This is a genomic window from Brevundimonas sp. GW456-12-10-14-LB3 (assembly GCF_059424365.1).
In genome coordinates, this window is record NZ_JBWKZJ010000025.1 from 1 (window position 1) to 15,210 (window position 15,210).

Genomic DNA, 15,210 nt, shown 5'->3' on the forward strand with positions numbered 1-15,210 from the left:
TCTCTCCGCTGCGCTCCGAGCCACCTCCCCCAGAGGGGGAGGATCTCCAACACCCCCATTCCGCGAAGCGGTGGAGGGGGAAGGCCTGCGAATAAGCCCCGCCCCCTTGAGCCTTGCCTCAACCTCGCCCATCTAGCCGCGACAGACGGTCGCTGATGCGCCGAAGGGGACTGACGCATGACCGACAACGCGCCGCTGAGCCGGACCGCCCTGATCGAGGCCATGTCCAAGGGGATCAAGCCCAAGGACCAGTGGCGCATCGGCGCCGAGCACGAAAAGTTCGGCTTCGACAAGACCACCCTGGCCCGCCCCGCCTATGACGGCCCGAACGGCATCAAGGCCATGCTGGAGGGGCTGCAGCGCTTCGGCTGGACGCCGGTCGAGGAGAACGGTTTTCTGATCGGGCTGGAGCGCAAGAACGACGAGGGCTTCGTCGCCTCAGTCAGCCTGGAGCCCGGCGGGCAGTTCGAACTGTCGGGCGCCCCGCTCCTGACCATCCACGACATCTGCAACGAGACCGGCCAGCATCTGATGGAGGTCAAACAGGTGGCCGACCAGCTGGGCGTCGGCTTCCTGGGCGTCGGCTTCGACCCTCTGTGGACGCGCGAGCAGACGCCGGTCATGCCCAAGGGCCGCTATGACATCATGCGCGCCTATATGCCCAAGGTGGGGTCGCTGGGCCTGGACATGATGCTGCGCACCTGCACCATCCAGGCCAATCTGGACTTCGATTCCGAAGCCGACATGGTGCTGAAGTTCCGCACCTCCCTGGCGCTTCAGCCGATCGCCACCGCCCTGTTCGCCAACAGCCCCTTCACCGAAGGCCGGCCCAACGGCTTCCTGTCGGCCCGCGCCAATGTCTGGACCGACACCGACCCGGATCGAACGGGCATGCTGGGCTTCGTCTTCGAAGACGGCTTCGGTTTCGAGCGCTACGCCGACTATGCGCTGGACACCCCGATGTATTTCGCCAAGCGCGACGGTCGATACGTCGACGCCTCGGGCCAGTCGTTCCGCGATTTCCAGGCCGGCAAGCTGCCCGCCCTGCCCGGCGACTATCCGACCATCAAGGACTGGAACGACCACCTGACCACCCTCTTCCCCGAGGTGCGGCTGAAGGCCTATCTGGAGATGCGCGGCGCCGACGGCGGCCCGTGGAGCCGGATCTGCGCCCTGCCCGCCCTCTGGGCCGGCGTCCTGTACGACGCGCCGTCGCTGGCGGCCGCCTGGGACCTGGTCAAGGACTGGGACATCGCCGACCACGAGCGCCTGCGCCGCGACGTGACCCGCCTGGGCCTCAAGGCCGAGGTCGCGGGCCGCAGCGTGCGCGACATCGCCGTGGACCTGGTCAATATCGCCAAACAGGGCCTGAAGAACCGGGCGCGCTTCTCGGGCGGCATGGTGGACGAGCGCGGCTATCTGTCCGAATTGGAAGACATCGCCGACAGCGGGATCACCCCCGCCGAGCGGCTGCTGGACCTGTACCACGGCCCCTGGGGCGGCGATGTGAAGCGGATTTACGCCGATTTCGCCTACTGATGAAAAGGCGTCCTTAACCCGCAAGCTGTACGGCGTGTCCCATACGGGTAAGCCGAACAATGACCAGCCGCTCGATCGCAGACTCGCTCACGCCTGCCGCGCCCTTTGACGCCCCTCGCAGGGCGCCGGAGCTGGATCTCGACACCTTCTTCGACGTCTCGCTGGATCTGCTGGTGGTGCGCGACATCAACGGGCCCGTGCTCAAGGCCAGCGCCTCCTGGTTCACCGTGCTCGGCTATCGTCCCGAGGCGTTGGTGGGCCGCCTCCTGCCCAGCCTGATCCATCCCGACGACCAGGAGGCGACGCGCGAGGCCATGGCCGAGGTCGTCAGCCGTCGGCCGGGTGATCCCGTTCTGGGCCAGATCAACCGGTATCGCCACCGGGACGGCCGCTACGTCACCCTGGAATGGCGCGCCCAGCGGTTGGGGAACCGGATCTTCGGCGTCGCGCGCGACGTCACCCAGAAGGTCGCGGCTGAGCGCGCCCTGATGGAGGCCAAGGCCGCAGCGGAAGCCGCAAACCAGGCCAAATCCGACTTCCTGGCCAATATGAGCCATGAAATCCGCACGCCGCTGAACGGCGTCATCGGAATCGTCGACGCCCTGTCGAAGACCGACCTCAGCCCAGAACAGGCCGAGATGGTCGCCTTGATCGCGAGTTCGGGCGTGACGCTGGAGCGCCTGGTCTCGGACATTCTGGACGTATCCAAGATCGAGGCCGGCCAGCTGAACCTGGAGACCCGCCCCTTCGACCTGGACGAGGCGCTGGAGGCCGGCCTGGACGTGGCGCGGCTGCGGGCCGAGGCCAAGGGCCTGACCCTGGAGGTGCGGCGCGACGCCGACGCCCGCGGCGTCTTCGTCGGCGACAGTCTGCGAATCCGCCAGATTCTGGACAATCTCCTGTCCAATGCGGTCAAGTTCACTCAGCACGGCGGCGTCCAAGTCGACGTCCGGGTGTGCGAAGACTCCGACGGCCTGACCGTGCTGAGCCTGACGGTGCAGGATACGGGGGTGGGCTTTTCCTGCGACCACGCCGCGCGCCTGTTCGAGCGGTTCACTCAGGCCGACAGCACCGTCACCCGGCGCTTCGGCGGGACCGGTCTCGGTCTGTCGATCTGCCACGCCCTGACGGAGATGATGGGCGGCCGCATCAGAGCCGCCTCGACACCGGGCGTCGGCAGCCGGTTCACGGTCGAAATTCCGTTGCCGCGCGTCAGCAGCCTGGGTGATTACGATGTCCAGACACGCGGCCGGGCGACGCAGATCGCCGCGCCCCTGCCCGCGCTCCGCGTGCTTCTGGCCGAAGATCACCCCGTCAACCAGCGGGTCGTCCAGTTGATCCTGGGCGCGCACGACATGCAGATCGTCACGGTCGACAACGGGCTCCAGGCCCTTGAGGCCTTCCAGAGCCAGGACTTCGACCTGGTGCTGATGGACATGCAGATGCCGGAAATGGACGGCCTGACGGCGACACGCGCCATTCGCCGGGTGGAGGCGAGCCGCCGCAGGCGCACTCCCGTCATCATACTCAGCGCCAACGCCATGGACGACCACCGCCGTCAGGCCCTGGCGGCCGGCGCCGATCTGCACGTCTCCAAGCCCGTCACCGCCGCCGCCCTGCTGGGCGGCATTCAGGCCCTGACGGCCGCCCCTGCGACCGCCTCTGACGTCCGGGCGGGCTAAGGAGACAGATCGGACACATCGGACAGTTCGGACACCCTTTTTCGGCCGATCGTCCCTTTGGGGGGTGAGAATTGACAAAGTTTGCCAAAGGTCCATCCTCCAACGCGATAGGGAAGGATCGCCCATGGCCACGATGAACATCTCCCTGCCCGACCCGATGAAGGCCTGGGTCGAGGAACAGGCCCAATCGGGCCGCTACGCCAACGCCTCCGACGTCATCCGCGACCTTATCCGCCGAGAGCAGGTCAAAGCCGAAAAAATCGCGCACTGGCAAAGATTGATCGCAGAGGCCGACGCCTCTGGCGTTTCCGATCAGTCTCCGCGTGAAGTGATCGAGGAACTGCGCGCCCAGTTGCGCCGCGCCTCCTAATGCTTCGCCTGAGCCGCGAGGCGCGGGCGGATTTGCAGCAGGTCTATTTGCAAGGTCTGGAACTGTTTGGGAGCCGTCAGGCCGATGACTGTATCGAGGGCCTGTTCGCGAAACTGGATTTGCTTACGGACTTCCCCCGGCTCGGAGCCGCTCGGCCCGAGTTGAGCGCGGACGCTCACGTGATGCTCTACAAGAGCCATGCCGTCCCCTATCGGATCGACGATGCGGACGTATTTATCCGACGCATTCGGCACGCGCTTGAGGATTGGCAATCCGATGGCTCTGAGGTCGGATCGAACGACGAAGGCAGCGAACCATGACCCACCCCATCCACATCGGCGTCGGCGGCTGGACCTATGAGCCGTGGCGCGGCGTCTTCTATCCGGACGGGTTGGTTCAGAAGCGCGAGCTGGAATACGCCGCCTCGAAACTGACCTCGATCGAGATCAACGGCACCTACTATTCCACCTTCAAGCCCGACTCCTGGCGCAAGTGGCGCGACGAGACGCCCGAAGGCTTCGTCTTCTCGGTCAAGGCCAGCCGCTATTGCACCAATCGCAAGATCCTGTCCGACGGCGGCGAGAGCTTCGACCGGTTCCTGTCCCAGGGCCTGACCGAACTGGGCGACAGGCTGGGGCCGATCAACTGGCAGTTCATGGGGACCAAGAAGTTCGATCCTGAAGACTTCGAGGGTTTCTTGAAGCTGCTGCCGCCCGAGAAGGACGGGGTCCGCCTGCGCCACGCCCTGGAGGTGCGCAATCCGACCTTCGCCACCGAACAGTTCTATGACCTGGCCCGCAAATACGGCGTCGCCATCGTCTACGCCGTCGATGACGAAGAGCCGACCTGGCCCCAGATCGACGAGCCCACCGCCGACTTCTCCTATGCCCGGCTGATGTCCAGCCGCGAAGACGAACCGACCGGCATGACCGCCGACGAACTGTCCGCCGTCGCCGACCAGGTCCGCGCCTGGGCCGAGCGCGGCGAGGTCTTCGCCTATTTCATCTCGGGGGCCAAGGTGCGCAATCCGGCGGCGGCCATGGCTCTGATCGCCCAGCTCAAATAGGGCCGGCCTTGCGGGCGGCGCCGGCGGTGCGCATCTGTCAGCCACGCCCTAAAGCCTGAAGGACTCTCCATGCCGATCGCCACCCGCGCCTTCGCCGCGACCGCCGCCGACAAGCCCCTGGTCCCCTACAGCTTCGAGCGGCGCGATCCCGGGCCGGACGATGTGCTGATCGAGATCAAATACTGCGGCATCTGCCATTCGGACCTGCACATGGCCCGCAGCGAGACCGGACCCGCCTCCTATCCCCTGGTGCCGGGCCACGAGATCGCCGGCGTGGTCAAGGCCGTCGGCTCCAGCGTCGTCCGTTTCAAGGAAGGCGACCGCGTCGGCGTCGGCTGCATGGTCGACAGCTGCCGCGAATGTTCATCCTGCCGGGAGGGGCTTGAGCAATATTGCGTGCCCGGCTTCACCGGCACCTATGGGGCCAAGGACAGGAAGGGCGGCACGGCCGAGACCATCACCCAGGGCGGCTATTCCGACCATATCACGGTCGATCAGCACTTCGTCGTCACCATTCCCGACAGCCTGCCGCTGGACGTCGCCGCCCCCCTGCTGTGCGCCGGGGTGACGACCTATTCGCCGCTGAAGGAATGGAAGGTCGGACCGGGCTCCAAGGTGGCGGTCATCGGCCTGGGCGGACTGGGCCATATGGCGGTCAAGCTGGCCGCCGCCATGGGCGCCGAGGTCACCGTCCTGTCCACCTCCGACCGCAAGAAGGCCGATGCGGAGCGGATGGGCGCCAAACATTTCCTGATCAGCAGCGACAAGGCGGCGATGAAGGCGGCGGCCGAAAGCTTCGACCTGATCATCAACACCGTCTCGGCCACCCACGAGATCGCCGCCCACACCCAGCTTCTGGCCCGCGACGGCACCATGGTCATGCTGGGCCTGACCACCGAGGGCCTGCCGGTGTTCGCCGTGCCCCTGCTGTGGCGTCGGCGGCGGATCGCCGGCTCTCTGATCGGCGGCATGGCCGAGACCCAGGAGATGCTGAACTTCTGCGCCGAACACGGCATCGCCTGCGACATCGAGACCATCGCCCCGGACCAGATCAATGACGCCTATGAGCGGATGCTGAAGTCCGACGTCCGCTATCGGTTCGTCATCGACATGGAGAAGATGGCGGCCTGACGCGCCTGAACAGGCGCAAAGGCGCCGCAAGGGAAATGGGGCTTTGATCCGCAACCCCTGCGCGGCTACACCTTGAGCGACAGTCCGCAGCAGACGGACGCGAGGAAACAAGGACGGACGGATGGCGCGCGTAGCATTGGTGACCGGCGGAACCCGGGGCATAGGCAAGGCGATCGTTCAACGCCTCAGCGAGGACGGCATAAGGGTGGCCGCCGGCTATTCCGGCAATGACGAGGCGGCCCAGGCCACCGCCCGCGCCCTGGGCGTCATGGTGGTCAAGGGCAATGTCGGCAGTTTCGAGGACTGCGCCCGCGCCGTCAGCGAGGTCGAGGCCGAACTGGGTCCGATCGACATCCTGGTCAACAATGCCGGCATTACCCGCGACGGCTTCTTCCACAAGATGAGCCACGACCAGTGGTCCGACGTGATCCGGGTGAATATGGACAGCGTCTTCAACATGACGCGCCAGGTCATCAACGGCATGCGCGACCGGGGCCACGGCCGGATCGTCAACATCTCCTCGATCAACGGTCAGAAAGGTCAGATCGGCCAGACCAACTATTCCGCCGCCAAGGCCGGAATGATCGGCTTCACCAAGGCCCTGGCGCTGGAAAACGCCAGGAAGGGCGTGACCGTCAACTGCATCGCCCCCGGCTATATCGACACCGAAATGGTCGGCGCCATGGACCCCAAGGTTCTGGAATCGATCGTGTCGCAGATTCCCGTTGGCCGCCTGGGCAAGGGCGAGGAGATCGCCGACATGGTCTCCTGGCTGGTGGGCGAGCGTGCTGGATATGTCACAGGCTGCACCCTGTCGCTGAACGGCGGCCAATACCTGGTCGGGTGAACGGGCTTCGCCCAAAATCCGCCGCGTGACGGTTTCATCCATAGTCTCATGATGTTGACGGGATCGGCCTGGGCGAAAAAATCGCCGCGCGGGACTGCGACGGCGCTTGCCGCCGTCGTCGCCCTTGGCCTGTCCGTCGCCGCCCCGGCCGTCCTGCCGGCCGACTGCCACGCCCAGTCGCGCCGCAACCTGCCCCCGTCGGCCCGCTACGTCTCCGGCACGGGTCAAGCCTTCGTGCTGGATGTGACGGGCGCCCGGCCCCTGATGCGGTTCGAGCAGTCGACCGAGATCTGGGTGCTGCGTCCAACCGCCGCGCCGCGCGGCGACATCATCTATCGCAACGACAACGGCGATCAGATCCTGCGGGTCACGCCCGACGGCGGCATGACCCTCTACACCACCGCCGCGCCGCAAGGATCGCCGGTGTCGCGCAACGGCGAGGCCGCGCCCCTTCTGGCGCCCGGCCTGACCGCCGTTCAGCTGTGGAACTACATCGTCCGCCAGAGCGACCGCGCCAGCCGGGCTCTGGGGCGCCTGGTCGTGGTCGATGTCGATATCCAGCCGGGGTCCGAGGCGGTGGCCGCCGACGCCCTGTCCACCGCCGTGGACGCCATCGTCCGCATGGCCCGCTCGCCCAATCTACGGTCCGAAGCCAACCGCATCCGGCGGATCGAAATCGTCGATCAGGGCCGCACCAGCCAGACGGCCTTCAGCCGCGGCACCCTGCGGATCGTGATCGAGCCGCGCGCCGGCGTCGCGGGCCGCCCGTCCTCGGCGCGGATCGTGCGCCTGGTGGCGGACGACGTCCTCAGCCGCTGAAGCCGTCCTTGGCCGCCCGACGCGCGGCGAACTGCTCTGCGTCACCCGCCCGCAGGAAGGGGTTGAACCGCAGTTCCGTCTCGAGGGTCGTGGGCACGGTCGCCTCGCCCCGCGCCCGCGCCTCAAAGATCGCCTCGGCGTGGGCGGCCGTCTCGGGCCGGGGGTCCAGGCTCAGGGTGAAGCGCGCATTGGCGGCCGTATATTCATGGGCGCACAAGATCACCGTCTCCGGCGGCCAGGCCGCCAGGGTCTGAAGGCTGGCCCACATCTGTTCGGGCGTCCCCTCGAACAGGCGGCCGCAACCCAGGGCGAACAGGGTGTCGCCGACGAAGGCCGCCCCCGCCTCCACCGACCGATAGACGACGTGGCCCAGGGTGTGGCCCGGCGTACCCGTGACCTCGAACCGTGTCTCGCCCACCGCGATCGTGTCCCCATCGCCGACGACGCGGTCCAGCGGCGCCACGCGCGCCACCTCCTGCGGCCCCACGATCTCGCAGCCCGTCTCGGCCTTCAGCCTTTCGTTGCCTTCTGTGTGATCGGGATGCCAGTGGGTGTTCAGGATCAGGTCCAGCCGCCCCCAGCCCAGGCCGTCCAGCTCTTGCAGGATGCGCGCCGCGTCCGGCGTATCGACCGCCGCGACGGTTCCCGTCGCCCGATCGCGGATCAGAAAGCCGTAGTTGTCGCTGCGGCACGGGAACAGATGAACGTCCAGGGTCATGGCGACGTTCTAGCAGGACGGACCCCGGCGGCCTATGGTGGCGACATGCGGCGCAGCATCGACGAGCTTCGAACCTTCTACGGCGAGCCGACCGGCGCCCTGGCTCGTCGACTGCTGGCGCGTCGGCTGGAGGACGCCTGGGGCGAGGCGACAGGCTGCGACGTTCTGGGCCTGGGCTACGCCACCCCCTGGCTGGACGCCTTCATCGGGGCGCGACGGGTCGTGGCGGCCATGCCCGGCGGCCAGGGGGTCGAACACTGGCCCAGCGTCGGCCGCAACCGCAGCCTGCTGGTCGATGACCGCCGCCTGCCTTTCGCCGCCGGCGCCTTTGACCGCATCCTGCTGGTCCACGCCCTGGAAGAGGCCGACGACCCGACGGCCCTGCTGCTGGAGGCGGTGCGCGCCCTGGCCCCAACCGGCCGCATCATCCTGGCCGCCGCCGCGCGGGGCGGGCTCTGGTCCCGCGCTGAAAACACCCCCTTCGGCCACGGCCGGCCGTTCACGCGGGGCCAGCTGGAACGGCTGGTGCGCGAGGCGGGGCTGGAGCCGACGGCCTGGTCCCAGACCCTCTATGTCCCACCCTGGTCGCCCCTGCTGCCCCTGGCCGACGGTTTCGAACAGGTCGGCCGTCGGATCGCGCCGGGCGCGGCCGGTCTGATCCTGCTGGAGGCGTCGCGTCAGGCCTACGCCCGCATCCGCCCCAGCGGCAAGGCCCAGCGCGTCCCGGCCAAGGCGGCGCTTGCCCCCCAGCCCGCCGCCTCCGTCTCCCACGACGGGCCGCTCGGCTGATCGCTTCTGACGGGGAGTTGACGTCGTCCCATCTGGTCGCCGCCTGCGAACGGCCTTATGGCGAAGCCCCATGCATCGACTGATCCTCATGCGGCACGCCCAGGCCGAGCCGAACAGCCCGTCCGGCGGCGATGAAGCCCGCCCCCTGTCCGCCGTCGGACGCAACGAAGCCCTGCTGATGGGGCGGGCCCTGGCTGAGCGCGGGCTGAAGCCCGATCTGGCCCTGGTGTCCTCGGCGGTCCGCACCCGCCAGACCTGGGAGCAGATGCATGACGCCTTCGGCGATGTGGAGGTGCGCGACGAGCCGCGCCTGTACAACGCCCCTGCCGACGTCCTGCGCGGCTTCGTCGAGGCCAGCGAGGAAGAGGCCGGCTGTCTGCTGGTTCTGGCCCACAATCCGGGGGTCCATGCGCTGGCCGGCGACTATCTGTCGGAAAGCGCGGCCTCGCCCGCCATTCTCGATCGCCTGGCCGGGGGTTTTCCGACCGGGGCGGCGGCCCTGTTCACCGTCGATGCGGCCGGGCGCTGCACCTACGAAGGCTTTCTGACCCCGCGCACCCTGGGCGGGGCGGCATGACGTCCGTCGCCTACAAGATCCTGTCGTCGAACGACTGGCGCCGCATGGTGGCGGAAGGTCGCTACGAAGGCTCCGTCGTCGATCTGGCCGACGGCTACATCCATATGTCGACGGCCGATCAACTGGTCGAGACCGCGCGCCGCCACTACGCCGGTCAGGCCGATCTGATGCTGCTGACGATCGATCTGGCGCTGCTCGACGAAGCCCTGGTGTGGGAGCCGTCGCGCGGCGGCGCCCTGTTTCCCCATCTCTACGCCCCCCTGCCCGTCGCCGCCGTCACCGCCAGCCGCCCCTTCGCCGTAGCCGAGGACGGGGCCATGCGGTTCGAGGATGCGGCATGAACCTGTTCGACGGCTTGGCGGCCGGCCTGCGCCGTCTGGACCCGGAAACCGCGCACCGGCTGGCGATCCAGGGTCTGGCCCTGGCGCCCCTGCCCGCCGCCCCGGTCGATGATCCCATCCTGCACACGACAATCGCCGGCCTCGACCTGCCCAATCCGATCGGCCTGGCGGCGGGATTGGACAAGAACGGGGAGGCGCTGCGCGGCCTGTCGCGGCTTGGCTTCGGCTTTGTGGAATGCGGCTCGGTCACGCCCCGGCCCCAGGCCGGCAATCCCCGGCCGCGGCTGTTCCGACTGCAGGAAGACCAGGCGATCATCAATCGCATGGGCTTCAACAACGCCGGGCTCGACGCCTTCGCCGCCCGGCTTGAGCGACGCCCCCAGGGCGTCGTCGTCGGCGCCAATCTGGGCGCCAACAAGGATACGGAGGACAAGGCGGCCGACTATGTCGCCGGGCTTCAGCGCCTCGCGGGCCGGGCCGCCTATTTCACGGTCAATATCTCCTCGCCCAATACGCCCGGCCTGCGCGCCTTGCAGGGGCGGGACCAGCTGGACGATCTGCTGGGTCGGATCGAGGCGGCCCGGCCGACGGCCCGACCCGACCGCGCGCCGGTCTTCCTGAAGATCGCGCCGGACCTGGTCGCAGGCGAGATCGGCATGATCGTCGAGGCCGCCCTGGCCCATCGGATCGACGGGCTGATCGTCTCCAACACCACCCTGGAACGCCCCGAAACCCTAAGCTCGCCCCAGGCCGGAGAGAGCGGCGGCCTGTCGGGTCTTCCCTTGCGTCCCTTCGCCGAAAGGGCGCTGCGGGCGGCGGCCGAGGCGGCGCAAGGCCGTCTGCCGCTGATCGCCGTCGGCGGGATCGACAGCGGGGCCGAAGCCTATGCTCGCCTTCGCCTGGGGGCCTCGGCGGTGCAGATCTATTCCGCCCTGATCTATCAGGGACCGGGATTGGTCGGCGCGATCAAACGCGACCTGGCCGCCCGCCTGCGCGCCGACGGGTTTTCCACCGTTTCCGCCGCCGTGGGATCGGGCCGTTGACGGAGCGTTAGTTTCGATCTGCGCATCCTGTGGCCCGACGAACGAAGACCGTTCGCGCCGATGGGAAGCGGAATGCAACAGACGAACATGGTCCCAACGGCTGTGAGTGGCTGGACTGTGGCGTCTCGCTTCCGCGCCAAGCAGGCGGCGCAACGGCTGGCGACGGCGGCGGCGACCGCCCTGGTCGTGACGCCGATGCTGGGTTGGCGGCTCTCGCTGCTCTGGCTGCTGATCTACGGCCTGGCCCAGACGGTGGAATGGGCGGTCCTGCGCATGGCTTCACGCGCGCCCGACGCTCGCCTACGGAAAATCCCGACCTGCGCCGCGATCCTGATCAGCGCCGCGACCTTCGGCGGCCTGTCCATTCCCATGTGGCTGATGGGCGGCGCAATGGGCGGCCTGTGCGCGGCCCTGATGCTGCCGGCGCAGATGCTGTTTTCGATGATCAACGCGCCCCGATCCAAGATGCTTCTGGCTGCGACCCTTTCGCCGCCGATGCTGTATCTGCTGTCCACGCCGTTCTTCGCCGCCCATTTCGGGGCCGGCGTCTCGGTCATCATGACCGCCTCTGCGGCCGTGGTGATGTTCGTCATCTTCACCGTGCTCAGTTGGCAAATCATCAGCGAGACGGCCGAAAAGCGCCAGCGGGCGCGCGACGAGGCGGATCGGCTGCGGCGGCAGGCCGAACAGAATCTGGCGGCCCATACCGCCTTCCTGGCGGCGATCGGCCATGATCTGCGCACCCCGATCGGCGCCATCCTGACCGGCGCGGCCGAGCTTCAGGCGGCCGACGCCGCTTCTCGCGCCAACACCGCCCTGATCACCGACGCGGGCCTCATGATGAAGGCCCTGCTGGACGATCTTTTGGACCACACCCGCATCGGCGCCGGCCGGATGAAGGTCGAGGTGGTGGATTTCGATCTGCGCGCCATGCTGGCCCAGACCCTGCGTCTGTGGCGCGGACCGATCGAGGCCAAGGGCCTGACCTTGCGGGTCGAGGGCGCCGCCCAGATGCCGCGCGACGTCAAGGGCGATCCCATGCGGATCCGTCAGGTGCTGAACAATCTGATGTCCAATGCGGTCAAGTTCACCGCCGAGGGACAGATCACCCTGCGCCTTGAGGCCTGGCCGGAAGAGCCGTCCGGCTATGCCCTTCTGTTCGAAGTCGCCGATACGGGTCCGGGCCTGACCGCCGAGCAGATGGAGCGCCTCTTCAACCCCTTCGATCAGACGGCCGAAGGCGTCGGCGCACAGTTCGGCGGCTCGGGCCTGGGCCTGTCCATCAGCCGGGATCTGACCGAGTTGATGGGGGGACGGCTGACGGCGCGCAGCGCCCCCGGCCAGGGCGCGCGCTTCACCGTGTCTCTGTTCCTGCCGGCCGGCCGGGCGACGGAGCGAACGGCTCCAGCGGCCCGGGGGCTGACGGCCCGCCCCGACGCGCTGGCCCTGCCCCTTGCCGCTCCGCCTATTGCGCCCCCTGCCGAAGACGTCCCAGCGCCGGCCGCCGAGACGCCGCCCGTCGAGACGCCGGCCGCGCCGCCTCCGCCCGAAGAGGCCGACCGTCCGTTGAAGCTGCTGGTGGTCGATGACCACGACATCAACCGTCGCGCGGTTCAGCTGATCCTCGAGCCCCTGGGCTGCGACATCGTCACCGCCTCCGACGGGGTGATCGCCTTGCAACGCTGCGCCGAAGTCGTCTTCGACGTCATCTTCATGGACGTGCGCATGCCCGAGCTTGATGGGCGCGAGACCACCCGCCGGCTGCGCGCCGGCGACGGTCCGAACGCCCGAACACCCGTTGTGGCCGTGACGGCGGATTCCGCGCCGGAAGACATCGCCGCCTGCCAGGCCGCCGGCATGGCCTATTTCGTCTCCAAGCCCCTGACGCCGCCGGCCCTGTTCGCAGCGCTACAGCATGTGTTGGACGACGCGGCCCAGGACGCAGGCGCTGCAACGCCTCAGCCTTCGACCTCAGACGTCGACGCGGCCTGACCCTTGATCTCGGCGACCAGCCGAGCGGCGAAATCGGGTGTGCGCAGGTCACACTCCCATACGATCACCACCCGCCAGCCGTCGGCCGTCAGGGTCTCGGCCGATCGCGCGTCTCTGGCGCGGTTGCGGGCGATCTTGCCGCCCCAGTAGTCGGCGTTGGCCTTGGGCTTGCGCGATCCTCGCGGACAGTCATGGCCGTGCCAGAAGCAGCCGTGGACGAAGACGGCGACCCGCCGCCCCTTCATTGTCAGATCCGGCCGTCCCGCCAGCCGCTGGCCGCCTAGCCGATAGCCGATCCCGGCCGCGCGCAGCACCCTGCGCACGGCCAGTTCGGGCGAGGTGTCCCGCCCCTTGACGCGGCGCATCACCGCGCTGCGCTTCTCGGGGCTGAAGACGTCCGTCGTCATGCGTGTTGGGCCGCGCTCAAAATGCGAAGCGTCGGCGCGGCCCGATCCCGATCAGAGTTGGGCCAGCAGATGCTCGGCCGAGGAGACCTTGAACTCGCCGCCCTGTTCGACGTTCAGCTCGGTCACGACGCCGTCCTTGACCAGCATCGAATAGCGTTGCGACCGCTCGCCCAGGCCGAAGCCCGAGCCGTCGAGCACCAGGCCGAGCGCGCGGGTCAGTTCGCCGTTGCCGTCCGCCAGCATGACGATCGAGCCGTCTTCCACGCCCTGGCTCTCGGCCCAGGCCTTCATCACAAAGGCGTCGTTGACGGAGAGGCAGGCGACGACGTCGACGCCCTTGCCCTTGAAGGCGTCCAGATTGTCCTTGAAGCCCGGCAGGTGACGGGCCGAGCAGGTGGGGGTGAAGGCGCCGGGGACGGCGAACAGCGCCACGGTCTTGCCGGCGAAGACGTCGGCGGTGTTGACGGGCTTGGGGCCTTCCGCCGTGGCCTGGGCGAAGGTCGCCTCGGGAATGCGGTCGCCGATCTGGATGGTCATGGAATCTCTCCGCGCGGGTTGGCTTGGGTGCGCCTGCGACAGATAGCGGCCGACGCCGCCAAGACAAGCGCAGCGCGCTTGCGCCGGGCCCATTCAGCCCCGATTATGGAAACCATGACCGACGCCTCCTCCCTGACGGGCCGTCTTCTGGTCGCCATGCCCGGCATCGGCGATCCCCGGTTCGAACACGCCGTAATTCTGATCTGCGCCCATGGGCCGGACCACGCCATGGGTCTGAGGCTCGACCGGCCCGCCCAGGGAATCGATCTGAAGGCGGTGCTGGACAAGCTGGACGCGCCCGCGCCGGAACAGTCCGTAGGCCGTCCGGTTCTGATGGGCGGGCCGGTCGAGCGCGAACGCGGCTTCGTCCTGCACACCGACGACTGGAGCGTGGGGGACGACACCCTGCCCTTCGGCGACGGCCTGGCCATGACGGGGACGCGCGAGGCCCTGGCGGCGATGACGGATACGGTCATGGGACCGCGCCACGCCACCTTGCTGCTCGGCTACGCCGGCTGGGGCGAGGGGCAGTTGGAAGACGAACTGGCCGATAACGTCTGGCTGACCACGGAAGCGGACCTGGACCTGATCTTCGATAGCGATCACCAGACCAAATGGACCCGCGCCCTGGCGCGCATGGGCGTGGACGCCGGCCGGCTGTCAGCCCAGGGCGGGCGGGCCTGATCGCCGATCAGGCGTCCCCGTCCGCGTCCTCCTCCTCGTCCGGTTGCGCATCCTCGTTCAGCGCGCCGTTCAGAGGTGCGGCGATGCGCGCGGCCAGCAGGCTCAAGACCTTCAAGGCGATGTCCAGCTCTTCCTGAGAGAGGCCCTGGAACAGGATGTCGCGATCCCGCGCCGCCATGGCTTCGGACTGTTCAAGCGCCTGATAGCCCCGGGGCTCCAGCTTGATCGTATTGGCCCGGCCGTCGCCGGGTCGACGCTGTTTGGAAATCAGCCCGTCGGCCAGCAGACGCGCGACGCGACGTGACAGGGTCGGTTCCGAGATTTGAAGACTGGCGGCGAGCTCCGCCTGGGTCATGCCGTCGGGCGCGGTCTTCAGGACGCGAAGAGGAGCTCTTTGGGCGTTCGTATAGCCGGCGGATTTGAAGAGACGGGCGGCGCGCGCTGTAAAACGGCGCGCCACTAAAGCGGTCTTTTGGCTGATCAGAAGCTGCGTCAAGGACCTTTGGCTCACATTCTCTTCTTCTGACGCCCCGATACTCAACTGATCGAATTTACTTTCTACAACGGCATCTTGCATACGTAAGGACCACGCTGAACAGGCTGACGGAAAGGCCGCCGTCAATCACTAAGCATTTTCCAATGCCCTAGTCTGGAGAGCGGATACACGC

General features: G+C 68.0%; 18 protein-coding genes. 14 read left to right on the top strand and 4 right to left on the bottom strand.

Translation table 11 applies throughout. The features are described 5' to 3' along the window. The first annotated feature begins 177 nt into the window (after positions 1 to 177). The 8 genes from AC07XS_RS10825 to AC07XS_RS10860 all read left to right on the top strand — a co-directional run bounded on the left by AC07XS_RS10825 (position 178) and on the right by AC07XS_RS10860 (position 7,454). Positions 178 to 1,539, top strand: a complete 1,362-nt coding sequence (locus AC07XS_RS10825) for a glutamate--cysteine ligase (RefSeq protein ID WP_152950905.1) — start codon at positions 178 to 180, stop codon at positions 1,537 to 1,539. A 59-nt stretch (positions 1,540 to 1,598) separates the two neighbouring features. Beyond that, positions 1,599 to 3,221 carry an ATP-binding protein gene (locus tag AC07XS_RS10830; protein WP_182714400.1) on the top strand — a complete coding sequence of 541 codons (1,623 nt, stop codon included), beginning with the start codon at positions 1,599 to 1,601 and terminating at the stop codon, positions 3,219 to 3,221. 124 nt (positions 3,222 to 3,345) lie between these two features. Further along, positions 3,346 to 3,591 carry a type II toxin-antitoxin system ParD family antitoxin gene (locus tag AC07XS_RS10835; RefSeq protein WP_054766571.1) on the top strand — a complete coding sequence of 82 codons (246 nt, stop codon included), beginning with the start codon at positions 3,346 to 3,348 and terminating at the stop codon, positions 3,589 to 3,591. Continuing rightward, entirely contained in the window at positions 3,591 to 3,911 is a 321-nt protein-coding gene (locus tag AC07XS_RS10840; RefSeq protein WP_182714401.1) for a type II toxin-antitoxin system RelE/ParE family toxin, read from the top strand. Before AC07XS_RS10835 ends, AC07XS_RS10840 begins: the two co-directional genes overlap by 1 nt. After that, positions 3,908 to 4,657, top strand: coding sequence for a DUF72 domain-containing protein (locus AC07XS_RS10845; RefSeq protein ID WP_182714402.1), 750 nt, complete (start codon positions 3,908 to 3,910; stop codon positions 4,655 to 4,657). The genes AC07XS_RS10840 and AC07XS_RS10845 overlap by 4 nt, the downstream gene beginning before the upstream one ends. Positions 4,658 to 4,726: 69 nt before the next feature. Beyond that, entirely contained in the window at positions 4,727 to 5,788 is a 1,062-nt protein-coding gene (locus AC07XS_RS10850; protein WP_182714403.1) for an NAD(P)-dependent alcohol dehydrogenase, read from the top strand. Positions 5,789 to 5,909: 121 nt separating this feature from the next. Further along, on the top strand, positions 5,910 to 6,635 hold the full coding sequence (gene phbB, locus AC07XS_RS10855) for an acetoacetyl-CoA reductase (protein WP_054766575.1): 726 nt from the start codon (positions 5,910 to 5,912) through the stop codon (positions 6,633 to 6,635). A 48-nt stretch (positions 6,636 to 6,683) separates the two neighbouring features. Continuing rightward, entirely contained in the window at positions 6,684 to 7,454 is a 771-nt protein-coding gene (locus AC07XS_RS10860; protein WP_054766576.1) for a DUF4908 domain-containing protein, read from the top strand. Here AC07XS_RS10860 and gloB read toward each other — a convergent pair. Further along, entirely contained in the window at positions 7,444 to 8,172 is a 729-nt protein-coding gene (gene gloB, locus AC07XS_RS10865) for a hydroxyacylglutathione hydrolase (RefSeq protein ID WP_182714404.1), read from the bottom strand. The genes AC07XS_RS10860 and gloB overlap by 11 nt on opposite strands. A 45-nt stretch (positions 8,173 to 8,217) precedes the next feature. On the opposite strand from gloB, the gene AC07XS_RS10870 reads away from it, so the two are divergent. From AC07XS_RS10870 to AC07XS_RS10890, 5 genes are all read left to right on the top strand, one after another. After that, positions 8,218 to 8,961, top strand: coding sequence for a class I SAM-dependent methyltransferase (locus AC07XS_RS10870; RefSeq protein WP_054766578.1), 744 nt, complete (start codon positions 8,218 to 8,220; stop codon positions 8,959 to 8,961). 70 nt (positions 8,962 to 9,031) lie between these two features. Continuing rightward, complete coding sequence (locus tag AC07XS_RS10875; RefSeq protein ID WP_054766579.1) at positions 9,032 to 9,538, top strand: SixA phosphatase family protein; 507 nt, start codon at positions 9,032 to 9,034, stop codon at positions 9,536 to 9,538. Further along, positions 9,535 to 9,879: a DUF952 domain-containing protein gene (locus AC07XS_RS10880; RefSeq protein WP_182714405.1), complete on the top strand. Its 345-nt coding sequence runs from the start codon at positions 9,535 to 9,537 to the stop codon at positions 9,877 to 9,879. Before AC07XS_RS10875 ends, AC07XS_RS10880 begins: the two co-directional genes overlap by 4 nt. Beyond that, positions 9,876 to 10,922: a quinone-dependent dihydroorotate dehydrogenase gene (locus AC07XS_RS10885; protein WP_182714406.1), complete on the top strand. Its 1,047-nt coding sequence runs from the start codon at positions 9,876 to 9,878 to the stop codon at positions 10,920 to 10,922. The genes AC07XS_RS10880 and AC07XS_RS10885 overlap by 4 nt, the downstream gene beginning before the upstream one ends. Before the next feature lie 72 nt (positions 10,923 to 10,994). Next, positions 10,995 to 12,914 carry an ATP-binding protein gene (locus tag AC07XS_RS10890; protein ID WP_152950914.1) on the top strand — a complete coding sequence of 640 codons (1,920 nt, stop codon included), beginning with the start codon at positions 10,995 to 10,997 and terminating at the stop codon, positions 12,912 to 12,914. Here the strand turns inward: AC07XS_RS10890 and AC07XS_RS10895 are convergent. Together AC07XS_RS10895 and AC07XS_RS10900 are read right to left on the bottom strand one after the other, a co-directional pair. Continuing rightward, positions 12,881 to 13,321 (bottom strand): very short patch repair endonuclease, encoded by a 441-nt coding sequence (locus tag AC07XS_RS10895; protein ID WP_182714407.1) that lies wholly within the window; start codon positions 13,319 to 13,321, stop codon positions 12,881 to 12,883. The genes AC07XS_RS10890 and AC07XS_RS10895 overlap by 34 nt on opposite strands. Before the next feature lie 51 nt (positions 13,322 to 13,372). Further along, positions 13,373 to 13,858, bottom strand: coding sequence for a peroxiredoxin (locus AC07XS_RS10900; protein WP_054766584.1), 486 nt, complete (start codon positions 13,856 to 13,858; stop codon positions 13,373 to 13,375). Positions 13,859 to 13,972: 114 nt separating this feature from the next. Here AC07XS_RS10900 and AC07XS_RS10905 point away from each other — a divergent pair, with 114 nt between their 5' ends. Next, positions 13,973 to 14,542 (top strand): YqgE/AlgH family protein, encoded by a 570-nt coding sequence (locus AC07XS_RS10905; protein ID WP_152950915.1) that lies wholly within the window; start codon positions 13,973 to 13,975, stop codon positions 14,540 to 14,542. Positions 14,543 to 14,549: 7 nt separating this feature from the next. On the opposite strand, the gene AC07XS_RS10910 is transcribed toward AC07XS_RS10905, so the two are convergent. Beyond that, positions 14,550 to 15,002: a MarR family winged helix-turn-helix transcriptional regulator gene (locus AC07XS_RS10910; protein WP_054766585.1), complete on the bottom strand. Its 453-nt coding sequence runs from the start codon at positions 15,000 to 15,002 to the stop codon at positions 14,550 to 14,552. Between the last annotated feature and the right edge of the window lie 208 nt (positions 15,003 to 15,210).